The 19,790-nt window shown below is 60.3% G+C and carries 18 protein-coding genes; 11 read left to right on the forward strand and 7 right to left on the reverse strand.

Annotated elements, in window-relative coordinates:
* Positions 1-30: 30 nt before the first annotated feature.
* On the reverse strand, positions 31-699 hold the full coding sequence (locus tag AKN84_RS10090; RefSeq protein WP_050420558.1) for a response regulator transcription factor: 669 nt from the start codon (positions 697-699) through the stop codon (positions 31-33).
* 513 nt (positions 700-1,212) lie between these two features.
* Between AKN84_RS10090 and AKN84_RS50620 the strand changes: the two genes are divergently transcribed.
* Both AKN84_RS50620 and AKN84_RS50625 read left to right on the forward strand, forming a co-directional pair.
* Positions 1,213-1,509, forward strand: coding sequence for a DUF4118 domain-containing protein (locus tag AKN84_RS50620; protein ID WP_128970610.1), 297 nt, complete (start codon positions 1,213-1,215; stop codon positions 1,507-1,509).
* Between the two features lie 31 nt (positions 1,510-1,540).
* The gene (locus AKN84_RS50625) at positions 1,541-1,834 is read left to right on the forward strand and encodes a PAS domain-containing protein (RefSeq protein ID WP_430649899.1); all 294 of its coding nucleotides are present in this window, start codon (positions 1,541-1,543) and stop codon (positions 1,832-1,834) included.
* 107 nt (positions 1,835-1,941) lie between these two features.
* On the opposite strand, the gene AKN84_RS10095 is transcribed toward AKN84_RS50625, so the two are convergent.
* The 3 genes from AKN84_RS10095 to AKN84_RS10105 form a co-directional block, all read right to left on the reverse strand.
* Positions 1,942-2,919, reverse strand: coding sequence for a sensor histidine kinase (locus tag AKN84_RS10095; protein ID WP_050420559.1), 978 nt, complete (start codon positions 2,917-2,919; stop codon positions 1,942-1,944).
* Positions 2,868-3,401, reverse strand: coding sequence for a hypothetical protein (locus AKN84_RS10100; protein ID WP_128970612.1), 534 nt, complete (start codon positions 3,399-3,401; stop codon positions 2,868-2,870). The genes AKN84_RS10095 and AKN84_RS10100 overlap by 52 nt, the downstream gene beginning before the upstream one ends.
* Positions 3,402-3,846: 445 nt before the next feature.
* Entirely contained in the window at positions 3,847-4,893 is a 1,047-nt protein-coding gene (locus AKN84_RS10105; protein ID WP_050420561.1) for a helix-turn-helix transcriptional regulator, read from the reverse strand.
* A gap of 310 nt (positions 4,894-5,203) precedes the next feature.
* Between AKN84_RS10105 and AKN84_RS10110 the strand changes: the two genes are divergently transcribed.
* Positions 5,204-6,142 (forward strand): lactate/malate family dehydrogenase, encoded by a 939-nt coding sequence (locus tag AKN84_RS10110; protein WP_050420562.1) that lies wholly within the window; start codon positions 5,204-5,206, stop codon positions 6,140-6,142.
* Between the two features lie 388 nt (positions 6,143-6,530).
* On the opposite strand, the gene AKN84_RS10115 is transcribed toward AKN84_RS10110, so the two are convergent.
* Positions 6,531-8,723, reverse strand: a complete 2,193-nt coding sequence (locus AKN84_RS10115) for a xanthine dehydrogenase family protein molybdopterin-binding subunit (protein ID WP_050420563.1) — start codon at positions 8,721-8,723, stop codon at positions 6,531-6,533.
* An 8-nt stretch (positions 8,724-8,731) separates the two neighbouring features.
* Positions 8,732-9,190, reverse strand: a complete 459-nt coding sequence (locus AKN84_RS10120; RefSeq protein ID WP_050420648.1) for a (2Fe-2S)-binding protein — start codon at positions 9,188-9,190, stop codon at positions 8,732-8,734.
* A 322-nt stretch (positions 9,191-9,512) separates the two neighbouring features.
* Between AKN84_RS10120 and AKN84_RS10125 the strand changes: the two genes are divergently transcribed.
* A complete protein-coding gene (locus AKN84_RS10125) occupies positions 9,513-9,902 on the forward strand; it encodes a c-type cytochrome (protein ID WP_128970613.1) in 390 nt (129 codons plus the stop codon).
* 299 nt (positions 9,903-10,201) lie between these two features.
* Positions 10,202-10,600, forward strand: coding sequence for a GlcG/HbpS family heme-binding protein (locus tag AKN84_RS10130; RefSeq protein WP_050420650.1), 399 nt, complete (start codon positions 10,202-10,204; stop codon positions 10,598-10,600).
* Between the two features lie 8 nt (positions 10,601-10,608).
* Here the strand turns inward: AKN84_RS10130 and AKN84_RS10135 are convergent, their stop codons facing one another.
* Positions 10,609-12,087, reverse strand: a complete 1,479-nt coding sequence (locus tag AKN84_RS10135; protein WP_128970615.1) for a cytochrome-c peroxidase — start codon at positions 12,085-12,087, stop codon at positions 10,609-10,611.
* Positions 12,088-12,572: 485 nt separating this feature from the next.
* Here AKN84_RS10135 and AKN84_RS10140 point away from each other — a divergent pair, with 485 nt between their 5' ends.
* The 6 genes from AKN84_RS10140 (at position 12,573) to AKN84_RS10165 (ending at position 19,702) form a co-directional block, all read left to right on the forward strand.
* The gene (locus AKN84_RS10140) at positions 12,573-13,025 is read left to right on the forward strand and encodes a (2Fe-2S)-binding protein (RefSeq protein WP_050420565.1); all 453 of its coding nucleotides are present in this window, start codon (positions 12,573-12,575) and stop codon (positions 13,023-13,025) included.
* Entirely contained in the window at positions 13,025-15,283 is a 2,259-nt protein-coding gene (locus AKN84_RS10145) for a xanthine dehydrogenase family protein molybdopterin-binding subunit (protein WP_050420566.1), read from the forward strand. Before AKN84_RS10140 ends, AKN84_RS10145 begins: the two co-directional genes overlap by 1 nt.
* A 52-nt stretch (positions 15,284-15,335) precedes the next feature.
* Complete coding sequence (locus AKN84_RS10150; RefSeq protein WP_347337318.1) at positions 15,336-16,382, forward strand: aldo/keto reductase; 1,047 nt, start codon at positions 15,336-15,338, stop codon at positions 16,380-16,382.
* 141 nt (positions 16,383-16,523) lie between these two features.
* Positions 16,524-17,936: a cytochrome ubiquinol oxidase subunit I gene (locus tag AKN84_RS10155; protein ID WP_050420568.1), complete on the forward strand. Its 1,413-nt coding sequence runs from the start codon at positions 16,524-16,526 to the stop codon at positions 17,934-17,936.
* Between the two features lie 2 nt (positions 17,937-17,938).
* Positions 17,939-18,925 (forward strand): cytochrome d ubiquinol oxidase subunit II, encoded by a 987-nt coding sequence (gene cydB, locus AKN84_RS10160; protein ID WP_050420569.1) that lies wholly within the window; start codon positions 17,939-17,941, stop codon positions 18,923-18,925.
* 12 nt (positions 18,926-18,937) lie between these two features.
* Positions 18,938-19,702: a YoaK family protein gene (locus AKN84_RS10165; RefSeq protein WP_050420570.1), complete on the forward strand. Its 765-nt coding sequence runs from the start codon at positions 18,938-18,940 to the stop codon at positions 19,700-19,702.
* Positions 19,703-19,790: the final 88 nt, after the last annotated feature.

Below are 19,790 nucleotides of genomic sequence, written 5' to 3' on the forward strand. Positions count from 1 at the left end.
GTATACTCAGGTATCGAAAGGGACCGCATTTCAATTTTGAAGGATCGAGGGCTTCACCCCAAGGGCTTCGGCCATCCTGACCAGATCGGCCACTGACCTCGCTTCCATCTTCTTCATGATGTGGCTGCGATGCACTTTCACGGTGATTTCGCTGAGATTGATTTGAGCCGCAATTTGTTTGCTCATCAACCCACTCGCGACCAGAGCCATTATTTCGCGCTCGCGGGGGGTAAGAGACGTGAAATGCGCCCTCATGTCCGCGATCGCGTGTTCATGTTCGTGCCGCTTCTGGTCGCGTTGGATTGCCGCCGCGACGGCATCCAAAAGATCCTGATCACGAAACGGCTTGGTGAGAAAATCGACAGCGCCGGCCTTCATGGCCCGCACCGACATCGGAACATCGCCATGTGCCGTAATAAAGACGATGGGAATTCGAATATCCGCTTCTATCAATCCTGTCTGGAAGTCGAGACCGCTTAGTCCCGGCAATCGAACGTCGAGCACCAAGCAAGCTGGAACATCCGGGCGCTCGCTCAGCAAGAACTCCTGGGTGGACCCAAAGACTTCGACCCGCAATTGTACCGAATAAAATAGCCTCGCGAGCGCCGTCCGCATCGACGCGTCGTCGTCCACAACGAACACCGTCGGCTGGTTGGTGCCTGACGCGTGCGTTGTGGACGAATTGCGCTGCTTGATCATGCCGTTTCACACTGCGGGCCGGCAGATCCTCTCATGCAATTGGCAAAGACCGCCGCTAACGCGCGACCTAACGGAACAAACATCGCCAAGTGCCTCCATGAGCGACCGCAAGGCCCCTCGAGGCTACCCCATCCCCGCCGCGTCGCGCTATCTCTTCTCCAGGCATGCCGCACCCTCAACGCCTCTGCGCCAAGTGTCCGCCTAGCGGACAGATGGGCACAAGGTCCTTGCTAGGATTCGACAGAGCTGCATCCGTGCAGACAAATCGCAAACACCTCAGGGACCGATCAAATCCGGCGGTAGTATTTTAACGGAAACCGCGAGATAGGCAAATGCCGCTTCTCCCCGTGCCACAGCCGGTTTTGCCGCCGGCAGAGGGACCTGTTCTTCCCGCCCTGTCGCCCGAGAGTTATGGTCCGATATACGGCCGGAACCGAGCGACCGTCGTCGAGAGGCTACAGTCTCGAGTGAGTTGTCGATGGGCATGACGCGCGGTGCGACCCATGAAGCGGTATGGTTTTTGCTCGGCCTTGTCGCCCTGGGATCTTTGACGGCGTCGTGCTTTTGGTTGGATCTCCACGTCGTATCGACCGCATTCGTTTACTGATCGTTCTGCTGTCACTGACAGGTCGCTTCATTTCCTTGATCGCGTTGTCCTTCGTCGCGTACGGGTGCCTCCGGCATTTCTTTTCTCCGCCCATTTTCGATCTTCGCGTCCATTCTCTCGAAGACACCATCACGGTGACTGCGTTCCTGATCACCGCCTTGGTAATCGCTTGCCTTGTCGTAAGGAAGGACCGGACGCGATGAACTGGCGAATATCCTCGACGGCCTTGCGGTCCTGGTCTGGAAGACGTCTTCGGACGGCTCGACCGATTTCTTCAATCAGCGGTTCCGGGACTACACCGGTCTATCTTTGCAGGAATTGCGCGGCCTGGGCTGGATGAATGCATTGCATCCAGAAGATCGTAGGATTGAAGAGTGGCGCGCCGCCCTCGCGGCTGGAACGTATTTTGACTGGGAGGGGCTCCGCTGGAGTGATCCCCGTCGCATGCCGAAAACCTGCAAGGGCCGGTTCGCTGTATCCAGTACGAGGCCTACAACAGTCCGCTGTTTCCGCCGGGTTTGCCGATGATGCTTTGACGCCCCCAAGCGCTTTACAACGGCGCTCTTTTACGATCGCTGCCGCGAACCTCACCCATCCCGTTCTGCGCCAGCGCAAATCGCACCCCTATCGTCCACTCACCCCTTGTTGGCCTCCGCAAACGGCATTCGATCCGACGCAAATACGTTGCCGCCCTTCGCTTGATCAAGGAGAAGCACCGCTTCCCCTTCCTCAGCTTTGACGGGGCTTGCAAAGGCTATTTGCGCGACGCAACCCGGCCCCGGCGAGATGCTGAAGTTAAACCCGTGCAGTTCGGTCACCGCCGCTACCAGGCTTAGACCCAACCCAAGTCCCGACTTTTCGCGAGCTTGTTCGGAACGATAGAAGCGCCTTGTAACAAAATCGCGCTCTCCCGGTGGGATGCCGGGCCCGCTATCGCTAACGCGAAGAATACCTCCCTCTTCGGCGGACAAAAGCGAGAGCTCAACCCGGCCGCCCTGTGGGGTGAATTTCAAGGCGTTGTCAACCAGATTGCTAGTCGCCTCGAACAGGAGATCGCGATCGCCCCAGATCACAATTTCCTGTTCGGCTTTCAGCATCAAAGCCACCCCGCTGCGCTCCGCGACCGGTTGGTAAAGCTCGCCAACCGCGTGGACCAGCTCCGCCAAGCGCACATTGCCGAATCCGGAACGGCGTCGGGTGTATTCGATCTCCGCGATGCGCAGCAGCGCCGTGACGATCGTCAGCGAGCGGTCAAGTCCCGCGATTGCTCTGTCGACCACAGCTTGCAGCTGGCTAAGGTCGCTCGCCTTCTCTCGGCCACGCTCAAGAACCAGCCTGACGTGCGCCAACGGCGTTCGCAAATCATGCGCAATGCCCTCTCCCACTGCCGCCACACCACCGACGAGAGCCTCAACTCGATCGAACATTCGATTGAACAGTGTAGCGAGCTCATCAAAGGGATCGTTCGTACCGATGACCGGCATCCGTCCGCTCAACTCGCCCGCCTCGATGCGTTGAGCCAGCCGACTTACCAATTCCATGCGTCGCCGCAGCTTCCTACCTACCAGCACTGCTCCAGTAAAGCCGAGCGCCAGGACCGTAAGCAGCCCCACTGCCAAAGCTCGTCCGAGGACAGCTCCAATCTGGTCCAATTCCCCGAGCCTCGGCCGACAACAAGCATCGTTCCGTCGGCGAGCTGACGGGCAACAGCCCGCACGGTCTGCTCCTCGCGTTGCAGACCGTCGATCCGCACCACGGCCACCTCCGTTGCGAAAGCGCTGGAGCGCAGCGCGCGTAACGGGCTTTCGATATTGCCGATGATGCGATTACCCTCGGAATCGAACAGGCCGATCAGCTTTACGTAGTGTGGGTCCTGTTTGAGCTGTTCTCGAAGAACTTCCATTCGGACTGGGGGCGGAAGCGCCGAAATGGTGTCAGCAAGATCGCCGATGACTCGATCCACAGAGGCGATCACATAGCTGGAAGTCCGCCAATATAGTATACCCGACATCAGCAGCATGCAGATGGCGCAACCGGTGGATAAAAGCCCGAACCACCGAAAAGTCGATGTGTGAATCACCTCGGGAACGCGCATGCAAATCCAAGCCTCCATCGCACTAGACGGCACTTATTGACCGTCCGGAGCGATCTCGTAGGTCGGAGAGTCATCCCGGAGAGTTTTCGGCGACGTCGGAGAGGAAGGCTTGTTCGGGATTGCTCCAACCGGCCAGTTCCTGCGCGGAAAAACGACCTGCACAACGCCTCCGAGCTACCCAACTGATGCATGATACACACAGCGCGCATCGCGGATCGCAACAATCGCGACCCAGGAACGGCAGCGCCCTCAAGTTGGTTGCGCCCTGCTCTCGTGCACCGGCAGGACTGACGAATGAAGACCCTGCAGATGCGCCGCGCGGTGCTGCCTTTCATATCATTCTACCAGGGTCACAGGATGCCCTGTCGTATTGGTGCCTCGGAGCGAAAAGCCTGACCAGAGCCCATATTCGACGGCTACACGTGGTCTGAGCTTGCGAGCTTTGTTAGAGGGTGCGGCGATACTCCGTTGGAGTGATGCCCGTCGTTTGCCGAAAAGCTGCCGAGAATGAGCTCGTTTCGCTGAATCCGAGCGCCAGTCCAATCTCGGTCACCGACTGTTTCGGGTTCGCTAACAATGCCTTTGCCCGTTCGATGCGCCGATTGGCATGATAGCGGTGGGGTGGAATACCAAACGATTGCTTGAACGCGCGACAGAAGTAGAAGGAGCTCAGCCGAACAAGTGTCGCCAGCGTCGCAAGCGAGATCGGCTCACACAGGTGTTCTTCGATATAGCCGATGACGATGCGCTGCTGCCAGACTGCAAGACCACCTCGCGCCAGTGGTTCGCGGCGCAGAATGTGCCCCTGGAGCCGCGAGACCTCATACCCCACGATCACGCCAAGCGCTTCGCAATAGCGCTCGTCCTCGCCACCGTGCCCCAAAGCTGCAGTGAGCTTCGTCGCAATCTCCCATAGCACGTTATTCTCGAAGTGCAGTAGCGGCACGAGCGCTGCGATTCTATTAGCATCGGGGTGGGTTGGCATCTTGCCGGGATCAAAATAGAAGCAGGTGATACGGCTTGGAATGCTGGGCCGCTGCCAGTCACGGTATTCATGGCCGGCTGGCACGAACGTGAGCTTGCGCCGGAGAGTTCGCACCTTCGAGGGCGGTAAATCGCCGACGAGCGTTTCGCCGTCGTGGCGGACGCCCTCCTCGTGGACGAGCAGCAGATGGCATCGCCCATGGGATCGGAATTCGACCGTGTCATGCGTGACGCACTGCACGATCTCGACGGCGATCCCATCCCATCCCATCGCGCAACGACTGACGGCATGAGCCGGCGTGATCTCGAGGGCACGGCTATTTGTTTCGCCAGTTCCCCGATCGGGCAACTGATGGCAGCCGCTCTGTCGATCATCGTTCACGAAGCGGCCATCGATCCACAGCAGCCTTGCCCTTTCCCGAGACCGCCGTTGACTGAAGACCGGCGAACCGGGCTCGTCGAAAGCGCTGAGCCGCACAGCATCGGCATCATGCGCGTGGGTCTGCATGCGTTGCGTCCTTCTTATCGGGAGCCCTGCCCCTCCACGCAATTGCGCCACTCACCCGCGAACGGCTCAATCGTAGGGAGGTTAGCGCAGCTAATTCGATGGTTTAGCCGCCCATACTCGCCGCATGTCGTTCTCATACTTCGGTTGCCCAGCTCATACTTTGGTTTCGATCGGACGTAATTCGTGGCCCGCGGCACGCATCAGGCGCGCGAATAGACTTCAAGACAGCGAACGCCAGCCCCCTTACGCTGGACCGGTTGACTACCTAAACAAGATGCGCGGGGTAAAGTCACCAGGATCGGAGACGCCGATGAAGATCGGGATCATTGGAACGGGAAATGTTGGCTGCGCATGTGCGATGGCCGCCGTCGTGCGCGGCAGCGCTCGCGAGATCGTCCTAATCAACCGCACCCGAAAAACCGCCGAAGCCGTAGCGACCGACATTCGATATGGCATCCCGCTCGGCCATAAGGTCCATATCGCAGACGGCGATTACGGCGATCTCGGAGGTGCCGAAGTCGTGTTGATCACATCAGGGGTGAACGAAAAGACCGGCGGAGCCACCGATCGCAACGATCCGCAGGGCCGGCTCAGATTGCTGGAAAAGAACGCCCAGATTTATCGCGATGTCATTCCAAGGATCGTGAATGCCGCACCCCGGGCGGTGCTGCTAGTAGTAACGGACCCGCCGGATCCGCTTGCCGATGTCGCGCGCGAGACGAGCGCCAACGCGATCGTCTTGAGTGCGGGTACTTACCTCGACAGCCAGCGCTTTCGTGTTCATCTCGGCAAACATTTCGGCGTCGACGCCGCGCATGTCGAAGCCCAGGTCATTGGGGATCACGGGACAGCGCAGGTGTTCCTCTGGTCGTCCGCGCGGGTGGGCGGGGCTCCGATCTCAGCGCTGCTCAAACAGCGCGGAGAGAATCTCGCCGACTTGCGTGAGCAGGTGGAGAAGGAAGTGCGGTACGCCAATATCACCATTATCGAAGGTCATAACGCAAGCCAGTATGGCGTGGGAATTGTGGCGGTCAGGGTCGCCGAGATGATCTGCAACGATGAACGCGCCGTGATCCCAATCGGGAGCTTTCAGAAGAAATTCGGCGTCACCATGTCCTTGCCGAGCGTGATCGGCAGAGGCGGCGTCATCGAGGTACTGGAGCCCGAAATGTCGGGCGAAGAGCTTGTCGGTTTGCAGAGGAGCGCTGAATTCCTTAGATCGGCTCTGGATCGTATTCGTGGTACATGACGGCTATGCGCTAACTGGCGATGCCACATCACTCGATATCGCCACCTTCCGGGCGCCTGAACCGGTCACAGCGGACGCGCGCGGGCCTGCTTAAGATTCGTGTGTAGGCACCTTAAACTGGAAGATCGCGCCGCGCGGCGAATTCGGCGTCACCCAAGGCGGCCGTTATGTGCCCCAATGGTCGATTGGCAGGTTTCCAGCCCATGCTACCGGACTTGATGGAATAGATGCGTCGGTATTGGAGCCGTCCAACGGCGCCGCGCCGTCCGAGAGCGCCGCCCTAGGTGACCGCGGGCATTGTGTCAATGGTGAGCCGGAGCCGCTGTCGCCGCTCTGCAGTTCGTCGACGGCGGCGGCGGCGCGCAATGCCGCCGCACTCACCAGCCAACTATGCCCTCTTTAGCTCCGCCAGCACCTTGTCGGGTGTGAACGGAACCGATCGCAACCGGGCGCCCGTGGCCTCGAATACGGCACCGGCAATCGCCGAAGGTACCACCGCGCAAGCCGGCTCCCCGCCACCCCATGGAGCCTCTTGCGGCCGATCGATCAAGTCGATGACGACGTCGGGGACCTCGGGAAAGGTCAGGATCGGATAGCTCGCCCAATCGAGGCTCGTCACCATCGACCGGTCAAAACTCACCTCCTCCTTGAGGGTGCGGCTCACCGTCTGCACGATGCAACCTTCGATCTGATTTCGTAGCCCGTCAGGATTGATGATTTGTCCGCAATCGTGCGCGATATAAAAGCGCTTGACTGCAAGGTGTCCGGTCTTGCGGTTGACCTCGATCTCGGCGACGGCGCCGACATAGGTGCGAACCAGCTCGTATTTGACGTAGGCGAGACCATGTCCAGTCACGATATCCGCCTTGGGATCTGGTTTCGGGCGGTCACGCCATTTGCTCGAGTCGGCGAGGCGCTCGAGAAGCTCCTTCCCGCGAGCGTCGGCGAGATATTTCAGGCGGATGTCGAGCGGATCGGCGCCCGTGGCGGCGGCGATCTCATCGAGAAACGACTCATTCGCAAAAGTGTTTTGCAGCCGTCCCGGCGAGCGAATCCAGGCCGGTCGAAGCGGCGTTGATGCCAATCGGTGCGCGGTCGTGGTAACATTCGCAAAAGCGTAAGGGATTGCCAGGTCATTGAGCACTCCGCCGGGACTGAGCTTGCCGAGGCTGTCGAGCCCGGCGAGATCGGAGCCGACCAGCGCCACGAAGCTTGCGGTTCCGTCCGGCACATAGAGTTCCGATTCCCAAGCCGCCACGTTGCCAACTTTATCGATCCCGGCCCGCATATCGAGGAGCGTCGGCGGCCCTTTAGGATCCCAACCATGCTCGTCCGCGCGCATCCATTGCACGCGCACCGGCTTGCCGACCGCGCGCGACAGCAGAGCTGCGTCGGCTGCGGCATCCTCGTGGCCGTTTCGGCCATAGCAGCCCGCCCCTTCGATGTAGATACAGCGCACATCGCCATCGGAAAGCGCGAGCGTGGCCGCCAGCTGCTTGCGCAGATCGTGCGTTGCTTGCGACGCACTCCAGCAAGTCAGCTTCCCATCAGCAAACGATGCAACGGCACAGGAGGGCCCGATGGAGCCATGGGTATGAATGGCGAATTCGTAGGTTGCGGAAAGCTTGTGCAGCGTGATGTCGAGCGCAGCGCGAGAGTCGCCGAAACGGCTGGTAACATCCTCGCGTACGACCGGAGTGTTGCGCACGTGCTCCCATATCCGGCTCTGTTCCGGAAGGCCCTCCCACTTCGACCATGTCACAGCGAGTTGCTGGGCGCCCTTGATTGCGCTCCACTCACTCTTGGCGACGACGCCAAGGAAGTTGTTGATGCGGACCACCTTCACGATACCTGGGATACCTTCAACCGACGATTCATCGTATGAGATGAGCGTGGCGCCCATGCCGGACGGGCGCACGACTCGTCCGTGCAGCATGTTTGGGAGCTTGAAGTCCTGCATGAAGGTGAAGCGACCGTTCACCTTGTCGGGAATGTCAAGCCGCGGCACAGGCCTACCGACAATTTTGTAATGACGGGCGGATTTCTGTGGCGCATCTTTGGCAACATCGCGAGCCAAAGTTGTGCCGTCAACGAACTGGCCGATCGGTACCCGCTTTCCATCTTCGGCAATCACCACGCCCTCGTAAATCGAAAGCGTGGAAATATCGTGCCGCAGCCGCGCGGCCGCCCGCCGAAGCACCGCTCTCCGTGCGGTAGCAGCTGCCTGGCGCAACTGCATCCCTCCATCTTGGATCGAGAGACTTCCGGACGTCACTCCCTGGTCCGGGGTAAGCGCGGTGTCGCCTTCGATGAGCGAGACGTGGCTCATAGGCACATCAAGCTCCTCGGCAACGATCTGCGTCAGCGCGGTCCGCACCCCGGTGCCAAGATCGACTTTGCCGGAATAGACCGTGACACGACCGTCAGGTGCAATGGCAAGAAAGCCGTCTACCCGACCCGGTGAAACGGTTTTCGGTCCGGCACCGCGCGTCGCATCAGTCCGAGACAGCGGCAGGCCAAAACTGACGACGAGCGCCCCGCTCGCCCCCAGCAATGCGCGTCTATTGATCATCCTGTTCATGGGTCTTCTCAAATACGCGTGGCACGGATCACCGCGCGGACGATGCGCAGGTGCGTGCCGCAGCGGCAAAGATTGTTCGCCAGCTCGGTTTTGATTTCATCTTCGCTCGGCTTCGGATTGCGTGCCAAAAGGTCGGCGGATTGCATTATCATTCCGTTGATACAGTAGCCGCATTGCACGGCCTGCTCTTCGACGAATGCCGCTTGAAGCGGATGCGGCTCTGCATTCTTACCGAGGCCTTCAAGCGTGACGATCTTGCCTTTAACCGCGGACATCGGGGTAACGCACGAGCGGACCGCCGCTCCATCGACGTGCACGGTGCAGGCACCGCACTGGCCGAGACCGCAGCCAAAACGTGGACCATGCAACCGAAGCTCATTTCGCAAAACATAGAGCAGTGGCGTATCGGGGTCATCGACGGCTACCGGGACGGTTTTACCGTTCACGCTCAGGGACGTTGTCGCCATCGTCGCATTCTCTTGCGTGCCCAATTCGCTTAACGGGATGCGGCCGGCCATCGCGCCGAGGGGGCCAGCCGCGCCCGAGCCGGTTGCCACACAGGGCGGGAGGAGACAACCGACCAACCCACTAAGTATCGATCCGTTGAAGAAATGACTTTGGCTTTCTTGCTGCGATCGGTCGGATCTTGCGTAATTTCCCTCGCACCGATCAGCCCATTGCGGGCTCATGACCTTGGCAAGAAGACGACAATCCCCGCAATCCGCGCCAAGTAAGGTTGCGACGGACGACCTAGATTGGCCGCAATGCCAATCGCAGGGTGATGACAGCATGCGTGAAACACCGGCCCCAATTATCTCAACGCTCACCCTCGCGGCGGCAATCGGTGCACTATCGGCTACTTCTCCGACCCAAGCGGCGGGCGATGCGACGGCGGGACGGCAGGTATTTGCGCGCTGCGCTGCATGCCATTCGACGACGCCGGGCGAGAACAACGTCGGCCCGTCGCTTGCGGGCGTCTTCGGCCGCAAGAGTGGGTCCGAGCCCGGCTACAACTATTCTCCTGCGCTGAAGGCGGCGAGCATCACCTGGGACGAGCATACCCTCGACAAGTTCCTCGCCAATCCCGCCGCCGATGTCCATGGCACCAAAATGTTCATCACCGTCCCGGCTGCTGCAGACCGCCAGAATGTCATCTCGTATCTCGAAACCTTGAAATGACCGGTCATCGCGTGAGGAACGAGCCTGCGATTGAGTATCTTGACCCAATCCGTCAGAGCAGGCTCGCCGACGAGCCGTCAAGCGTGATTTGAATACAACGCTCGCACTAACGCGATGGACTGACTTTGCGCTCGAAAACAGATGAATGAGTACGCGCACACCCGCAAAGGAATTTGCGGAGTGGGAGCGCGCCCGCCCCCGTGATGACGACGCAGCCCGCTATGCAAAGAGTTCAACTCAGCGTCGGAATAATAGCTACGGTCTTCTGTGCCTCAGCCGGCGCGCAGACCATTAATGCAATGCGCCTCGATCAAGCCGGGGCGCAGATGATCCTGCTAGCGGCAAGCGCGAGTGCACAACAACGGAGTGCGCCCTCGGCTATCGCTATTGTCGATCCCGCCGGAGATCTGCTCGCTTTCCAGCGAATGGATGGTGTCCGCCCGGCGAGTGTCGATCTCGCCATCGGGAAGGCTCGAACGGCCGCGCGACTGCAGCGGCCAACATCGGAGATCGAGGACACTGTCAATGAGAGCAGGACAGCATTCGTCACCGCCGACGTCATGGCGCTACGAGGCGGCGTTCCGATACGGGTAAACGGCGAAGTCGTTGGTGCAATTGGCGTTGCCGGCTTAAGCAAGGAAACCGACACAGAGATCGCGAGCACCGCGGCATCGGCTCTCGGCCCCTCGCCCCAATAAGCCGGCGCCTACCGCTGCATGAAACCGTCGGTGAGCGTCTGCATGAAATTCACCAGCGCATCTTCTTCCTTGTCAGAGAGGCCGAGCCGTCCAACAAAATTTGTGTTCATGTTGCCGGTCGACTCAGGCGCAGGCCAGCACGTCGCGCCCTCGCCGGGGTCATTGCGGCCGCAGCGCGGCAGGACGTCCCGCGTGTTGTAGAAGTGCACAAGCGACTTGAGGCTCGTAAAATAACCGTTGTGTCCATAAGCCTTCACGAAGCCGGGATAGGGCCGCTTGTCGACATTGCGCAGCGTCGGCACCTGAAAGCGGCCCACATTCTCCGGCGCGCGCGGCGCCCAGCGCTCATCGACGGATGACGGCTGGCTAAGCAGATGATCCGCGTTGAGAAACCCAGCAACGCCGGGGTCGACGTAGAGCGAGCCTGCTGGGTTGGCGATGTAGCCGCGCGCGTCGGGCTGCTGTTCGGCGTAATAGGGAAGCCGTGGATTTGCGGGGATCCCAATATTACTTGCGGTGAAATCGGTGAACAGCGGATCTTCGCCGGGGCCCCCGTCGCGGTGACAATTGTTGCATTGCCCTTTGCCGCGGAACAGCTCGTATCCCGCCTTCTCCTGCGACGTGAACTGCGCGTTACCTGCCTGCACCGCATCGAACTTCGAAGTAAACGCCGTCACCTCTGCAGAGGCCTCGTAGCTAGCGATGGACTGCGCCATCTGGTCGAACGTAGCCGCGGCGCGGCCGCGATCCAACGGCGTCAGATGGACTGGCATAGCATCATTAGCGGAAGGTGGCCCCGCCTGATTGCATACCCGCTCCACATCGGTGGGCCACTGGATGGCAAAGGACTGTTGCCCCCAAACCCTTTCGAACAAGCCGCGATAGGGTCGCTGCGCCGCCCGGTATACCGCGCAAGCGATATCGGGCAGGCCCATTTCGACGGGGTTGATCGGTGGTCCCAGCGCCTGCTCGGCCGCGGGATTTCCCAGCCGGCGGCCGGTTGCACGCATGTCCCAAAAATTGCCGCCGACGAGATCACCCTGGCCAGGATTATAGTGCAGAACCGGCGAAAGCGGTGCGTACGCGTGCGCCTGCGGCTTGCGGTTGCTGAAGCGGGTACGCACCGAACCGGGATAGGATCCGGTAGTGCGATTGAGCTCCGATACTGGCCCAGTGAATCCCGTTTCGGGCATGTGGCAGAACGCACATGCCTCATTGCGATAGACGGAGAGCTCCTTGTCGTAGAGCATTAATTTGCCGAGCAATTCGATCTGCTGCACCTGGTTATCCGGTGGTGTTGCCAACCGCTCGAGCATTTCCGCCTCGATCCGATCGATCTGAGCTTCGATCTGCGCAATTTCCTTCAACGCATGGGGGGAAAGCGTCGCGTTCGATTCTTGCCCCCAAACGGCAGCGGCGCCGACGGTCGCGAGCATGGCAACGGCCCAGCAAATCAGGAGGTTCGTTCTCATAACTGGATTGGTCATGCCGGCACCCTTCTCCGCAACGTCGAGTAGGAACGCTTGTTCAGCATTGCCCTCTCCAACGAGTTCTTGCCAAAGATTGTATACGCAACCAGTCGCTCCCGACCGGATCGAAATAGCAGCATGCTCCGCTGGTTGCGAGAGCCACTGTCTAACAAAACTTTTACACGCTCACGGCTCAGGCAAGCGCCCGGTTTAGTTGAAGGCGGCCACGATGCGACCGCGATTCGCCGAAAAGCGCGGTCTTCAGCCTAGCATTCCGTGCGAGCTGTGAGTTCAATGTCGCGCATCACTGATCGCAGCAATCGCGACCCAGAAACGGCAAGCGCCCTCAAGTTGGTTTTTCTCGCTACGATTAGCTTACGAGCATCGATCGATATGAACTGGAGATTGACGATGCCTGCGACGCGCCCTGAGCCAAACGGATGAGCGCGTTCGTTCGATTGTCGCTGGTCGAAGTGAGTGAACGACAACAATCGAGGGTTAATATGCAACAAATCAAGATCAACGGCGCCCTGCACAGTGTCGATGCTGATCCGCAGATGCCTTTGCTCTGGGTCATGCGCGACATTCTCGGCTTGACCGGCACCAAGTTCGGCTGCGGCATTGGCGCCTGCGGCGCCTGCACCGTGCTCATGGACGAACAGGCCGTGCGGTCTTGCATCACGCCGCTGTCGGTAACCGCCGGGCACGAGATTGTTACGATCGAAGGCCTGAGCAGCGATGGCACCCATCCCGTCCAACGCGCCTGGCGAGCCAACAACGTACCCCAATGCGGCTATTGCCAGCCCGGCCAGATCATGCAGGCCGTGGCTCTCCTCAAAGAGCTTCCAAAGCCGACCGAACAGCAGATTACCGATGCGATGTCGGGCAACATTTGCCGTTGTGGCACCTACGTCCGGATCCGCGCCTCGATCAAGTCCGTAGCGGAGACGTTCTGATGACACCGGTCATAAATCTCAGCCGACGCGATGTCGTCGCGGGCGGGACCGTTACCGGCCTTGTTCTTGGGTTCCGTATCGGATTTCGCACGCTTCCGGTGGCGGCAGCCGATACACCTGCGAGCGCGATTTTCGTACCCAACGTTTACCTAATCGTCGATGACACCGGCCTGGTGACAATTGTTGCGCATCGATCGGAGATGGGCACCGGAATCAAGACAGGATTGCCGATGGTGCTTGCCGATGAACTCGGCGCCGATTGGAGCCGAGTAAGGATCATACAGGCTCGAGGCGACCCGAAATATGGCGATCAGAACACCGATGGCTCCCGCAGCACGCGGCAATTCTACCAGCCGATGCGTGAGGCCGGCGCGTCGGCCCGCCAGATGCTGGAGGTCGCTGCTGCGCATGTCTGGCACGTCAACGCCAACGATTGCCAGGCGCGCAATCACACGGTCGTCCACGTCCCAACCGGAAGGCAGCTCTCGTTCGGGGACGCCGCCCGGGTGGCCTCGACGCTGGAAATCGCGCCCCTCGACCACATGGAATTGCGTTTCAGGCCGGCGAGCGAATGGCGCTATGTCGGCAAGCCCCTTCCGATTATCGACCTTGGCCCGATCACGCGCGGCAAAGCGATCTATGGCATCGACGCCACCCTTCCTGGAATGAAGTATGCGTCAGTAGAGCGCTGCCCAGTGTATGGCGGCAAAGCGTTGCACTTCGATGCCACAGACGCGCTGACAGTGCCGGGCGTAGAGCAAGTGGTAGAGATTGCAGCAACTCCGATTCCGTCCGGCTTCTACCCGCTCGGTGGCGTTGCCGTCATCGCCAACAATACGTGGTCGGCGCAACAGGGCCGCCAGAAGCTCAAGATCACCTGGGATCTTGGCCCGAACGCCGGTCACGATTCGACGGCCTATCGGGCCCGGCTTGAGGCAACGGCGAGACAGCCCGGTCGGGTCGTGCGCAACCAGGGCGACGTCGACGCAGTGCTCGCCGCCGCCGAACGCCACGTCTCGGCGGACTATTTTGTGCCCTATTACGCTCATGCGCCGATGGAGGTGCCAAACGCCCTCGCCCACTTCGCCGACGGCAAGTGCGAGATCTGGACGCCCACGCAATTCCCACAATCCGCGCGCATGACCGCCGCGCAGGTCTTGGGCCTGCCGGTGGAAGACGTGACCGTCAACGTCACGCTCTTGGGAGGCGCGTTCGGCCGCAAGGCGAAATCCGATTATGTGGCAGAAGCGGCGCTGCTGTCACGCCGTATCGGCGCGCCCGTTAAGGTGACGTGGACCCGCGAGGACGATATCCAGCACGACTATTATCACGCGATCTGTGCCCAGCATCTGGAGGCCGGCCTCGATGCTGAAGGGCATACCTCTGCCTGGCTGCATCGCACAGTTTTTCCGGCAATCGAAGCGACATTCCAACCGGACGTAACCTATGGCAGCTCCGGCGAGTTGCAGCAGGGGGTCACCGATCTTCCCTACGCAATCGCCAATGTTCGGTGTGAAAATGGACCGGCGGCCAATCATGTCAGAATTGGCTGGTATCGGTCCGTCTACAACATTCCGCACGCCTTCGCCGTATGCTCGTTCACTGATGAGCTTGCACACGCGGCCGGCAAGGATCCGCTCGACTATCTGCGCGAGTTGTTGGGGGAGCCGCGCAAGCTCGACTTCACCGCCATGCAGGTCGACTATCCGAACTACGGAGCATCGCTCGACGCGTATCCGGTCGACACCGCCCGACTGCGTGGTGTCCTCGACCTGGTCGCGCGTAACAGCGGATGGGGTAACCGGCTGCCGCCCAGGCATGGACGCGGTATCGCCGTCCACCGCAGCTTCTTGAGCTACGCAGCGGCGGTCGTGCAGGTGGCGGTCAGCGGCGCCGGTGAGCTCACAATTCCGAGGGTGGACATCGGGCTCGATTGCGGCCTCGTCGTCAATCCGGACCGAGTCCGCGCGCAACTTGAAGGCGCCGTGATCATGGGCATCAGCAACGCGCTCTACAGCAATATCAGCATCAAGCAGGGGCGTATCGAACAAAGCAATTTCAGCGACTACCTGGTGGCTCGGACCGACATTACCCCGGAAACTCACGTCCACATCGTCGAAAGCAGTGCACCTCCTGGCGGGGTTGGCGAGCCCGGCGTCCCGCCGATCGCGCCGGCGATCTGCAATGCGATCTTTGCCGCAACTGGAACGCGGATTCGCACGCTGCCGATCGATCCCGTGCAATTGAAGGCCACCTGACGTGCAGATCTTCCCTTGGAGACCGCACGTTTCGAGCGAAGGAGAATAGCTGATGGCTAGTGAAGCCAGGACTCTTGAAGGCAAGACTATCGAACTAGCGATGGAGCGTGCCGAAATTCCCGGAACAACACTCCAGGTATCGCGCGTCGCGCTTGGGACCTGGGCCATCGGAGGCTGGATGTGGGGTGGCACCGATGAGGCTGATTCCATCAGAACAATCCGGGGCGCGATCGAGCACGGCATCAGCGTGATCGATACCGCTCCCGTCTATGGGTTCGGCCATTCCGAGGAAATTGTCGGCAAAGCGCTCGCGGAGGGCCGCTTGCGCTCCGACGTACTGATCGCCACAAAAGCCGGACTGGAATGGGACGCCGGACGTGTATTCCGGAACGGCAGCCGCGCACGAATCCTGCGGGAGTTGAAGGACTCGCTACGTCGGCTTCGGACCGACTACATCGATATCTACCAAATCCACTGGCCGGACCCTCTTGTTACGATCGAAGAAACCGCGGAGACGATGCGCGTCCTGTTCGAGCAAGGCACGATCCGCGCAATCGGCGTCAGCAACTTCTCGGTCCAGCAAATGGAGAGATTCCGGCGAATCGCGCCGCTGCACGTGCTGCAGCCACCGTTCAATCTGTTCGAGCGCGGCATCGAGCCCGACATCTTGCCGTATTGCTGCGAAAACAACATTGCAACCTTCGGTTATGGCGCGCTCTGTCGCGGTCTCCTTTCTGGCCGGATGCGGACGGATAGCAAGTTCGAAGGTGATGACCTGCGCCGCAGCGATCCGAAATTTCAGCCACCGCGCTTCGCGCGATATCTTGCTGCCGTCGAACGGCTCGATCAACTTGCGCAGCGACGCTTCGGGAAGCGAGCGATTCATTTGGCGATCCGGTGGATGCTTGACCAGGGCGTTACCACGGCGCTTTGGGGGGCACGCAACCCCGCTCAGTTGCTCCCGGTCGACGAGGTGAGCGGCTGGAAGCTCGATGCGTCCGCCAAGGCAGACATCAATCGCATTTTGCGCGAAACGATCACCGATCCGATCGGTCCGGAATTCATGGCCCCGCCGGCGCGCAGTTTTGCAGCAGAATAAGCAGGCGAGGAGCCGGCGCCGACCTCGCCGCCATGGTGAACGACCCCAGCACGCGATATTTGAGACACCTATGAACACGCAGGCCGACCAAGTCATCGATCTCGTCAAGACCAATCTCTGGCGATAAAGGCGCGTCGCACCATGGATATCACGGCGCTTCTTCTGTCGCGGTTGCAGTTCGCGTTCACCGTCTCGTTTCACATCATCTTCCCGTCCTTCACGATCGGCCTGGCCGCATGGCTCACCATGCTCGAAGCCCTCCATCTCGCGACGGGGCGCCCAGCGTATCGAGTCTTGTTCGAGTTCTGGCTCAGGATCTTTGGCGTGGCGTTCGGATTCGGCGTTGTCTCGGGGATAGTCATGGCGTTCGAGTTCGGCACCAACTGGAGCGAGTTGTCTCGCGTTTCCGGGCCGATCCAGGGACCGCTCCTCTCCTATGAGACCTTTACCGCCTTTACCCTGGAGGCGGGCTTCCTCGGCGTGATCCTTTTCGGCCGTCAGAAAGTCGCCCCGTGGTTCTACCTGTTCTCGACCGCACTGGTCGCCCTGGGCACGACGTTGTCGGCGTTCTGGATCATGATCAACAACAGCTGGATGCAGGTGCCGGTCGGTTATGTCATCGAGAACGGAATCTTCGTGCCGAACGACTGGGCGAAGATCATCTTCAACTCGGTGGTCTGGTCGCGCTTTCCGCACATGCTTCTTGCCGCTTACCTGACCGGCGCGTTCTGCGTCGCTGCGACCGGCGCCTGGTATCGGTTGCGGCGAACGTTTGTCGCCGAAGCGAAAGTCATGCTTCGCATGGGCCTGTATCTGGCGGCCATGCTTGTCCCCGTCCAGATTTTCTTCGGCCACCTCAACGGTGACTACATCCACGACTATCAGCCCGCTAAGTTTGCAGCCATCGAAGGCCGCTGGCACGACGAGCAGCCCGCAAGCGAGGTATTGCTTGCGCTCCCGGACGAAGCATCCGAAAGCAACACATACGCGATCTCCATTCCGGTGCTCGGAAGCCTGATTGCGAGCATGAGCTTTGACTCCAAGGAGGTCGGCTTGACCGGCTTCCCGCCCCGGGATCGGCCACCGGTGCTGATTCCTTTCTTTGCCTTTCGGATCATGGTCGGCTGCGGCCTCGTCATGTTGGCTTTGGCTTGGGTCGGAACGTATCTGAGCTGGAGCGGCCGCCTCGCGCAGAATCGGCTGGTGCTCTGGCTGACGTTTCTTAGCTTTCCACTACCTTTCATCGCGACGTTAACCGGCTGGTTCACGGCAGAGGTGGGACGCCAGCCTTGGACCGTTTACGGCGTACTGAGAACTGCGGACGCTATGACGCCCTTCCTGACGGCTCGCGCGGCGATGATCTCGCTTATCGTCTATTGCGCAATTTACACTTTCATCTTCGCGTTCGGTACCTTCTACATCTATCGGCTGCTGCGCGCAGGGCCTAGCGGGCGTGGCATGCTGCCGCCATCGATCGCCCGCCTCAGTCAACCTTTATCTGTCGACCCGGCGCCTGATAAGGCGAGCGTCCCTCAAGTTCCGGTGGGGGAATAGCCATGGTTATGTTCTGGGTGACCCTACTCGCCGTCAGCATTCTCCTCTACGTGTTGCTGGACGGCTTCGACCTTGGAATCGGCATACTGTTCGGTTTGGCCTCAGACGAACCGCGCCGGCACGCCATGATGAGCGCCGTGGCGCCGGTCTGGGACGGCAACGAGACCTGGCTTGTCGTCTCGGGCGTGATCCTCTGGGGAGCCTTTCCCGTTGTCTACTCGGTTCTGATGTCGGCGTTCTATCTCCCCGTTCTGTTGATGCTGGCGGGATTGATCCTACGCGGCGTGGCGTTCGAGTTTCGCTACAAGGCAGAGCGGATGCGCTGGATCTGGAACGCGAGCTTTGCAGGTGGCTCATTAGTCGCGACGTTCATGCAGGGTTTGATGGTGGGAGCCCTCGTGGAGGGTCTGCCGCTCTCCGGAAATCGATATGTCGGGGGTGAATTCGGCTGGTCTAGCCCGTTTGCGATAGTTTGCGGCGTCGGCCTGTGTGTCGGCTACGCGCTGCTCGGCGCCTGTTGGCTTGTGCGGAAATGCGAGGACGAAGTCCGCGACGAGGCCTATCGTATCATCCCTTATCTTGCGGCAGCGCTGCTCGCCTTCCTGATCGCCGTGCTCGCCTATGCGCTGGCCATGGACTTTGCAGTCATGACACGATGGCTCGACAGGCCTTATCTGTTTGTCTTCCCGACGGCCGGCGCATTGGCCGCGATCGCGCTCGCCGCCGGCGTTCATCGCCGTGAGGATGCGCTGCCGTTCCCCATGGTCACCGTGATTTTTGTCGCGGCTTTCGGCACCCTGGCGATCTCGTTCTGGCCGTACATGATCCCGTTCTCGATTACGATCGAACAGGCGGCCGGCCCTCACTCGAGCCTTGCCTTCATGTTCTGGGGAGCGGGGCTATTCGTGTTCCCGCTGATGCTGCTCTACACCGTGATCAGCCTGACTGTATTCAGGGGCAAGACCGCAGCGTCAGCAGATCATTACTAGACGCATCTCTCCATGCAAGACGATTCCCGCGGAGCTATCATCTCGGCATCGCTCATTGACGACTCAAGCACGACATTCCTTGCCTTCGTGCTGAGTATGATCGCCGGCAACACCGACGTTATTAGCTTTCTCGGGCTGGGTGGCCTATTTGCCGCGCACATCACCGGTAATCTCGTGGTTCTTGCCACGAAATTGGTCGTGCGCGACCACACGCCGCTCGCACAATTGATCGCAGTTCCGGTGTTCGTGGTCGTGCTTGCAATGACGAGAGTGCTGGCCACCGCCCTCGATCGGATCCGGGTCCGCCCCCTCACACCTTTGCTATTGCTGCAGTTCCTCTTGCTCTTTGCTTTCCTCGCCGTTTGCGTCAGTACCACTCAGAGCGTTGATCCAAACACCGTACGTGCAATCTTTGCCAGCATGCTGGGCGTCTCCGCGATGGCCGTGCAGAACGCGCTCGTCCGTATCTCGCTGAACAGAGCGCCGTCCACAGCGGTCATGACGACCAATGTCACTCTGTTCACGCTGGACATGGTGGAACTCCTGCTCCGCCGCCGCAGCAGCGGAGCATCCGCTGCGCGTGATCGTGCCAGGCACACCTGGCCGGCGATCGCCGGCTTCCTGCTCGGCTGCACACTCGGTGCGGCAACCGAGTCCGCGTTTGGCCTCCGATCTCTGCTGATGCCTGCGGGCCTGGCGCTCCTCGCTTTGGTCTTGGGCGTATGCTTTGCGCAACACAATGCTGGGATCCATCGATCGAAGACGGAACCCTTATGAGAGCGTCGATGAGCGCAAGATCTAGCCCAACACGGCAACTACGCCAAAGCCCGGCTTTCGGGAAATTGGTAAGTTCGATGCGCCTGGC

The sequence above is a fragment of the Bradyrhizobium tropiciagri genome (assembly GCF_001189845.1).
Taxonomy (GTDB): Bacteria; Pseudomonadota; Alphaproteobacteria; order Rhizobiales; family Xanthobacteraceae; genus Bradyrhizobium; species Bradyrhizobium tropiciagri.

What these genes read in the sequence shown, in the direction of transcription:
- AKN84_RS10155 (WP_050420568.1), top strand. Translation starts at nt 16,524, where the DNA reads ATGGATATCACGGCGCTTCTTCTGTCGCGGTTGCAGTTCGCGTTCACC.
- cydB (WP_050420569.1), top strand. Translation starts at nt 17,939, where the DNA reads ATGGTTATGTTCTGGGTGACCCTACTCGCCGTCAGCATTCTCCTCTAC.
- AKN84_RS10105 (WP_050420561.1), bottom strand. Translation starts at nt 4,893, where the DNA reads ATGCAGACCCACGCGCATGATGCCGATGCTGTGCGGCTCAGCGCTTTC.
- AKN84_RS10120 (WP_050420648.1), bottom strand. Translation starts at nt 9,190, where the DNA reads ATGGCGACAACGTCCCTGAGCGTGAACGGTAAAACCGTCCCGGTAGCC.
- AKN84_RS10165 (WP_050420570.1), top strand. Translation starts at nt 18,938, where the DNA reads ATGCAAGACGATTCCCGCGGAGCTATCATCTCGGCATCGCTCATTGAC.
- AKN84_RS10125 (WP_128970613.1), top strand. Translation starts at nt 9,513, where the DNA reads ATGCGTGAAACACCGGCCCCAATTATCTCAACGCTCACCCTCGCGGCG.
- AKN84_RS10135 (WP_128970615.1), bottom strand. Translation starts at nt 12,087, where the DNA reads ATGACCAATCCAGTTATGAGAACGAACCTCCTGATTTGCTGGGCCGTT.
- AKN84_RS10110 (WP_050420562.1), top strand. Translation starts at nt 5,204, where the DNA reads ATGAAGATCGGGATCATTGGAACGGGAAATGTTGGCTGCGCATGTGCG.
- AKN84_RS10150 (WP_347337318.1), top strand. Translation starts at nt 15,336, where the DNA reads ATGGCTAGTGAAGCCAGGACTCTTGAAGGCAAGACTATCGAACTAGCG.
- AKN84_RS10115 (WP_050420563.1), bottom strand. Translation starts at nt 8,723, where the DNA reads ATGAACAGGATGATCAATAGACGCGCATTGCTGGGGGCGAGCGGGGCG.
- AKN84_RS10140 (WP_050420565.1), top strand. Translation starts at nt 12,573, where the DNA reads ATGCAACAAATCAAGATCAACGGCGCCCTGCACAGTGTCGATGCTGAT.
- AKN84_RS10090 (WP_050420558.1), bottom strand. Translation starts at nt 699, where the DNA reads ATGATCAAGCAGCGCAATTCGTCCACAACGCACGCGTCAGGCACCAAC.
- AKN84_RS50620 (WP_128970610.1), top strand. Translation starts at nt 1,213, where the DNA reads ATGGTTTTTGCTCGGCCTTGTCGCCCTGGGATCTTTGACGGCGTCGTG.
- AKN84_RS10130 (WP_050420650.1), top strand. Translation starts at nt 10,202, where the DNA reads ATGCGCCTCGATCAAGCCGGGGCGCAGATGATCCTGCTAGCGGCAAGC.
- AKN84_RS10145 (WP_050420566.1), top strand. Translation starts at nt 13,025, where the DNA reads ATGACACCGGTCATAAATCTCAGCCGACGCGATGTCGTCGCGGGCGGG.
- AKN84_RS10100 (WP_128970612.1), bottom strand. Translation starts at nt 3,401, where the DNA reads ATGCGCGTTCCCGAGGTGATTCACACATCGACTTTTCGGTGGTTCGGG.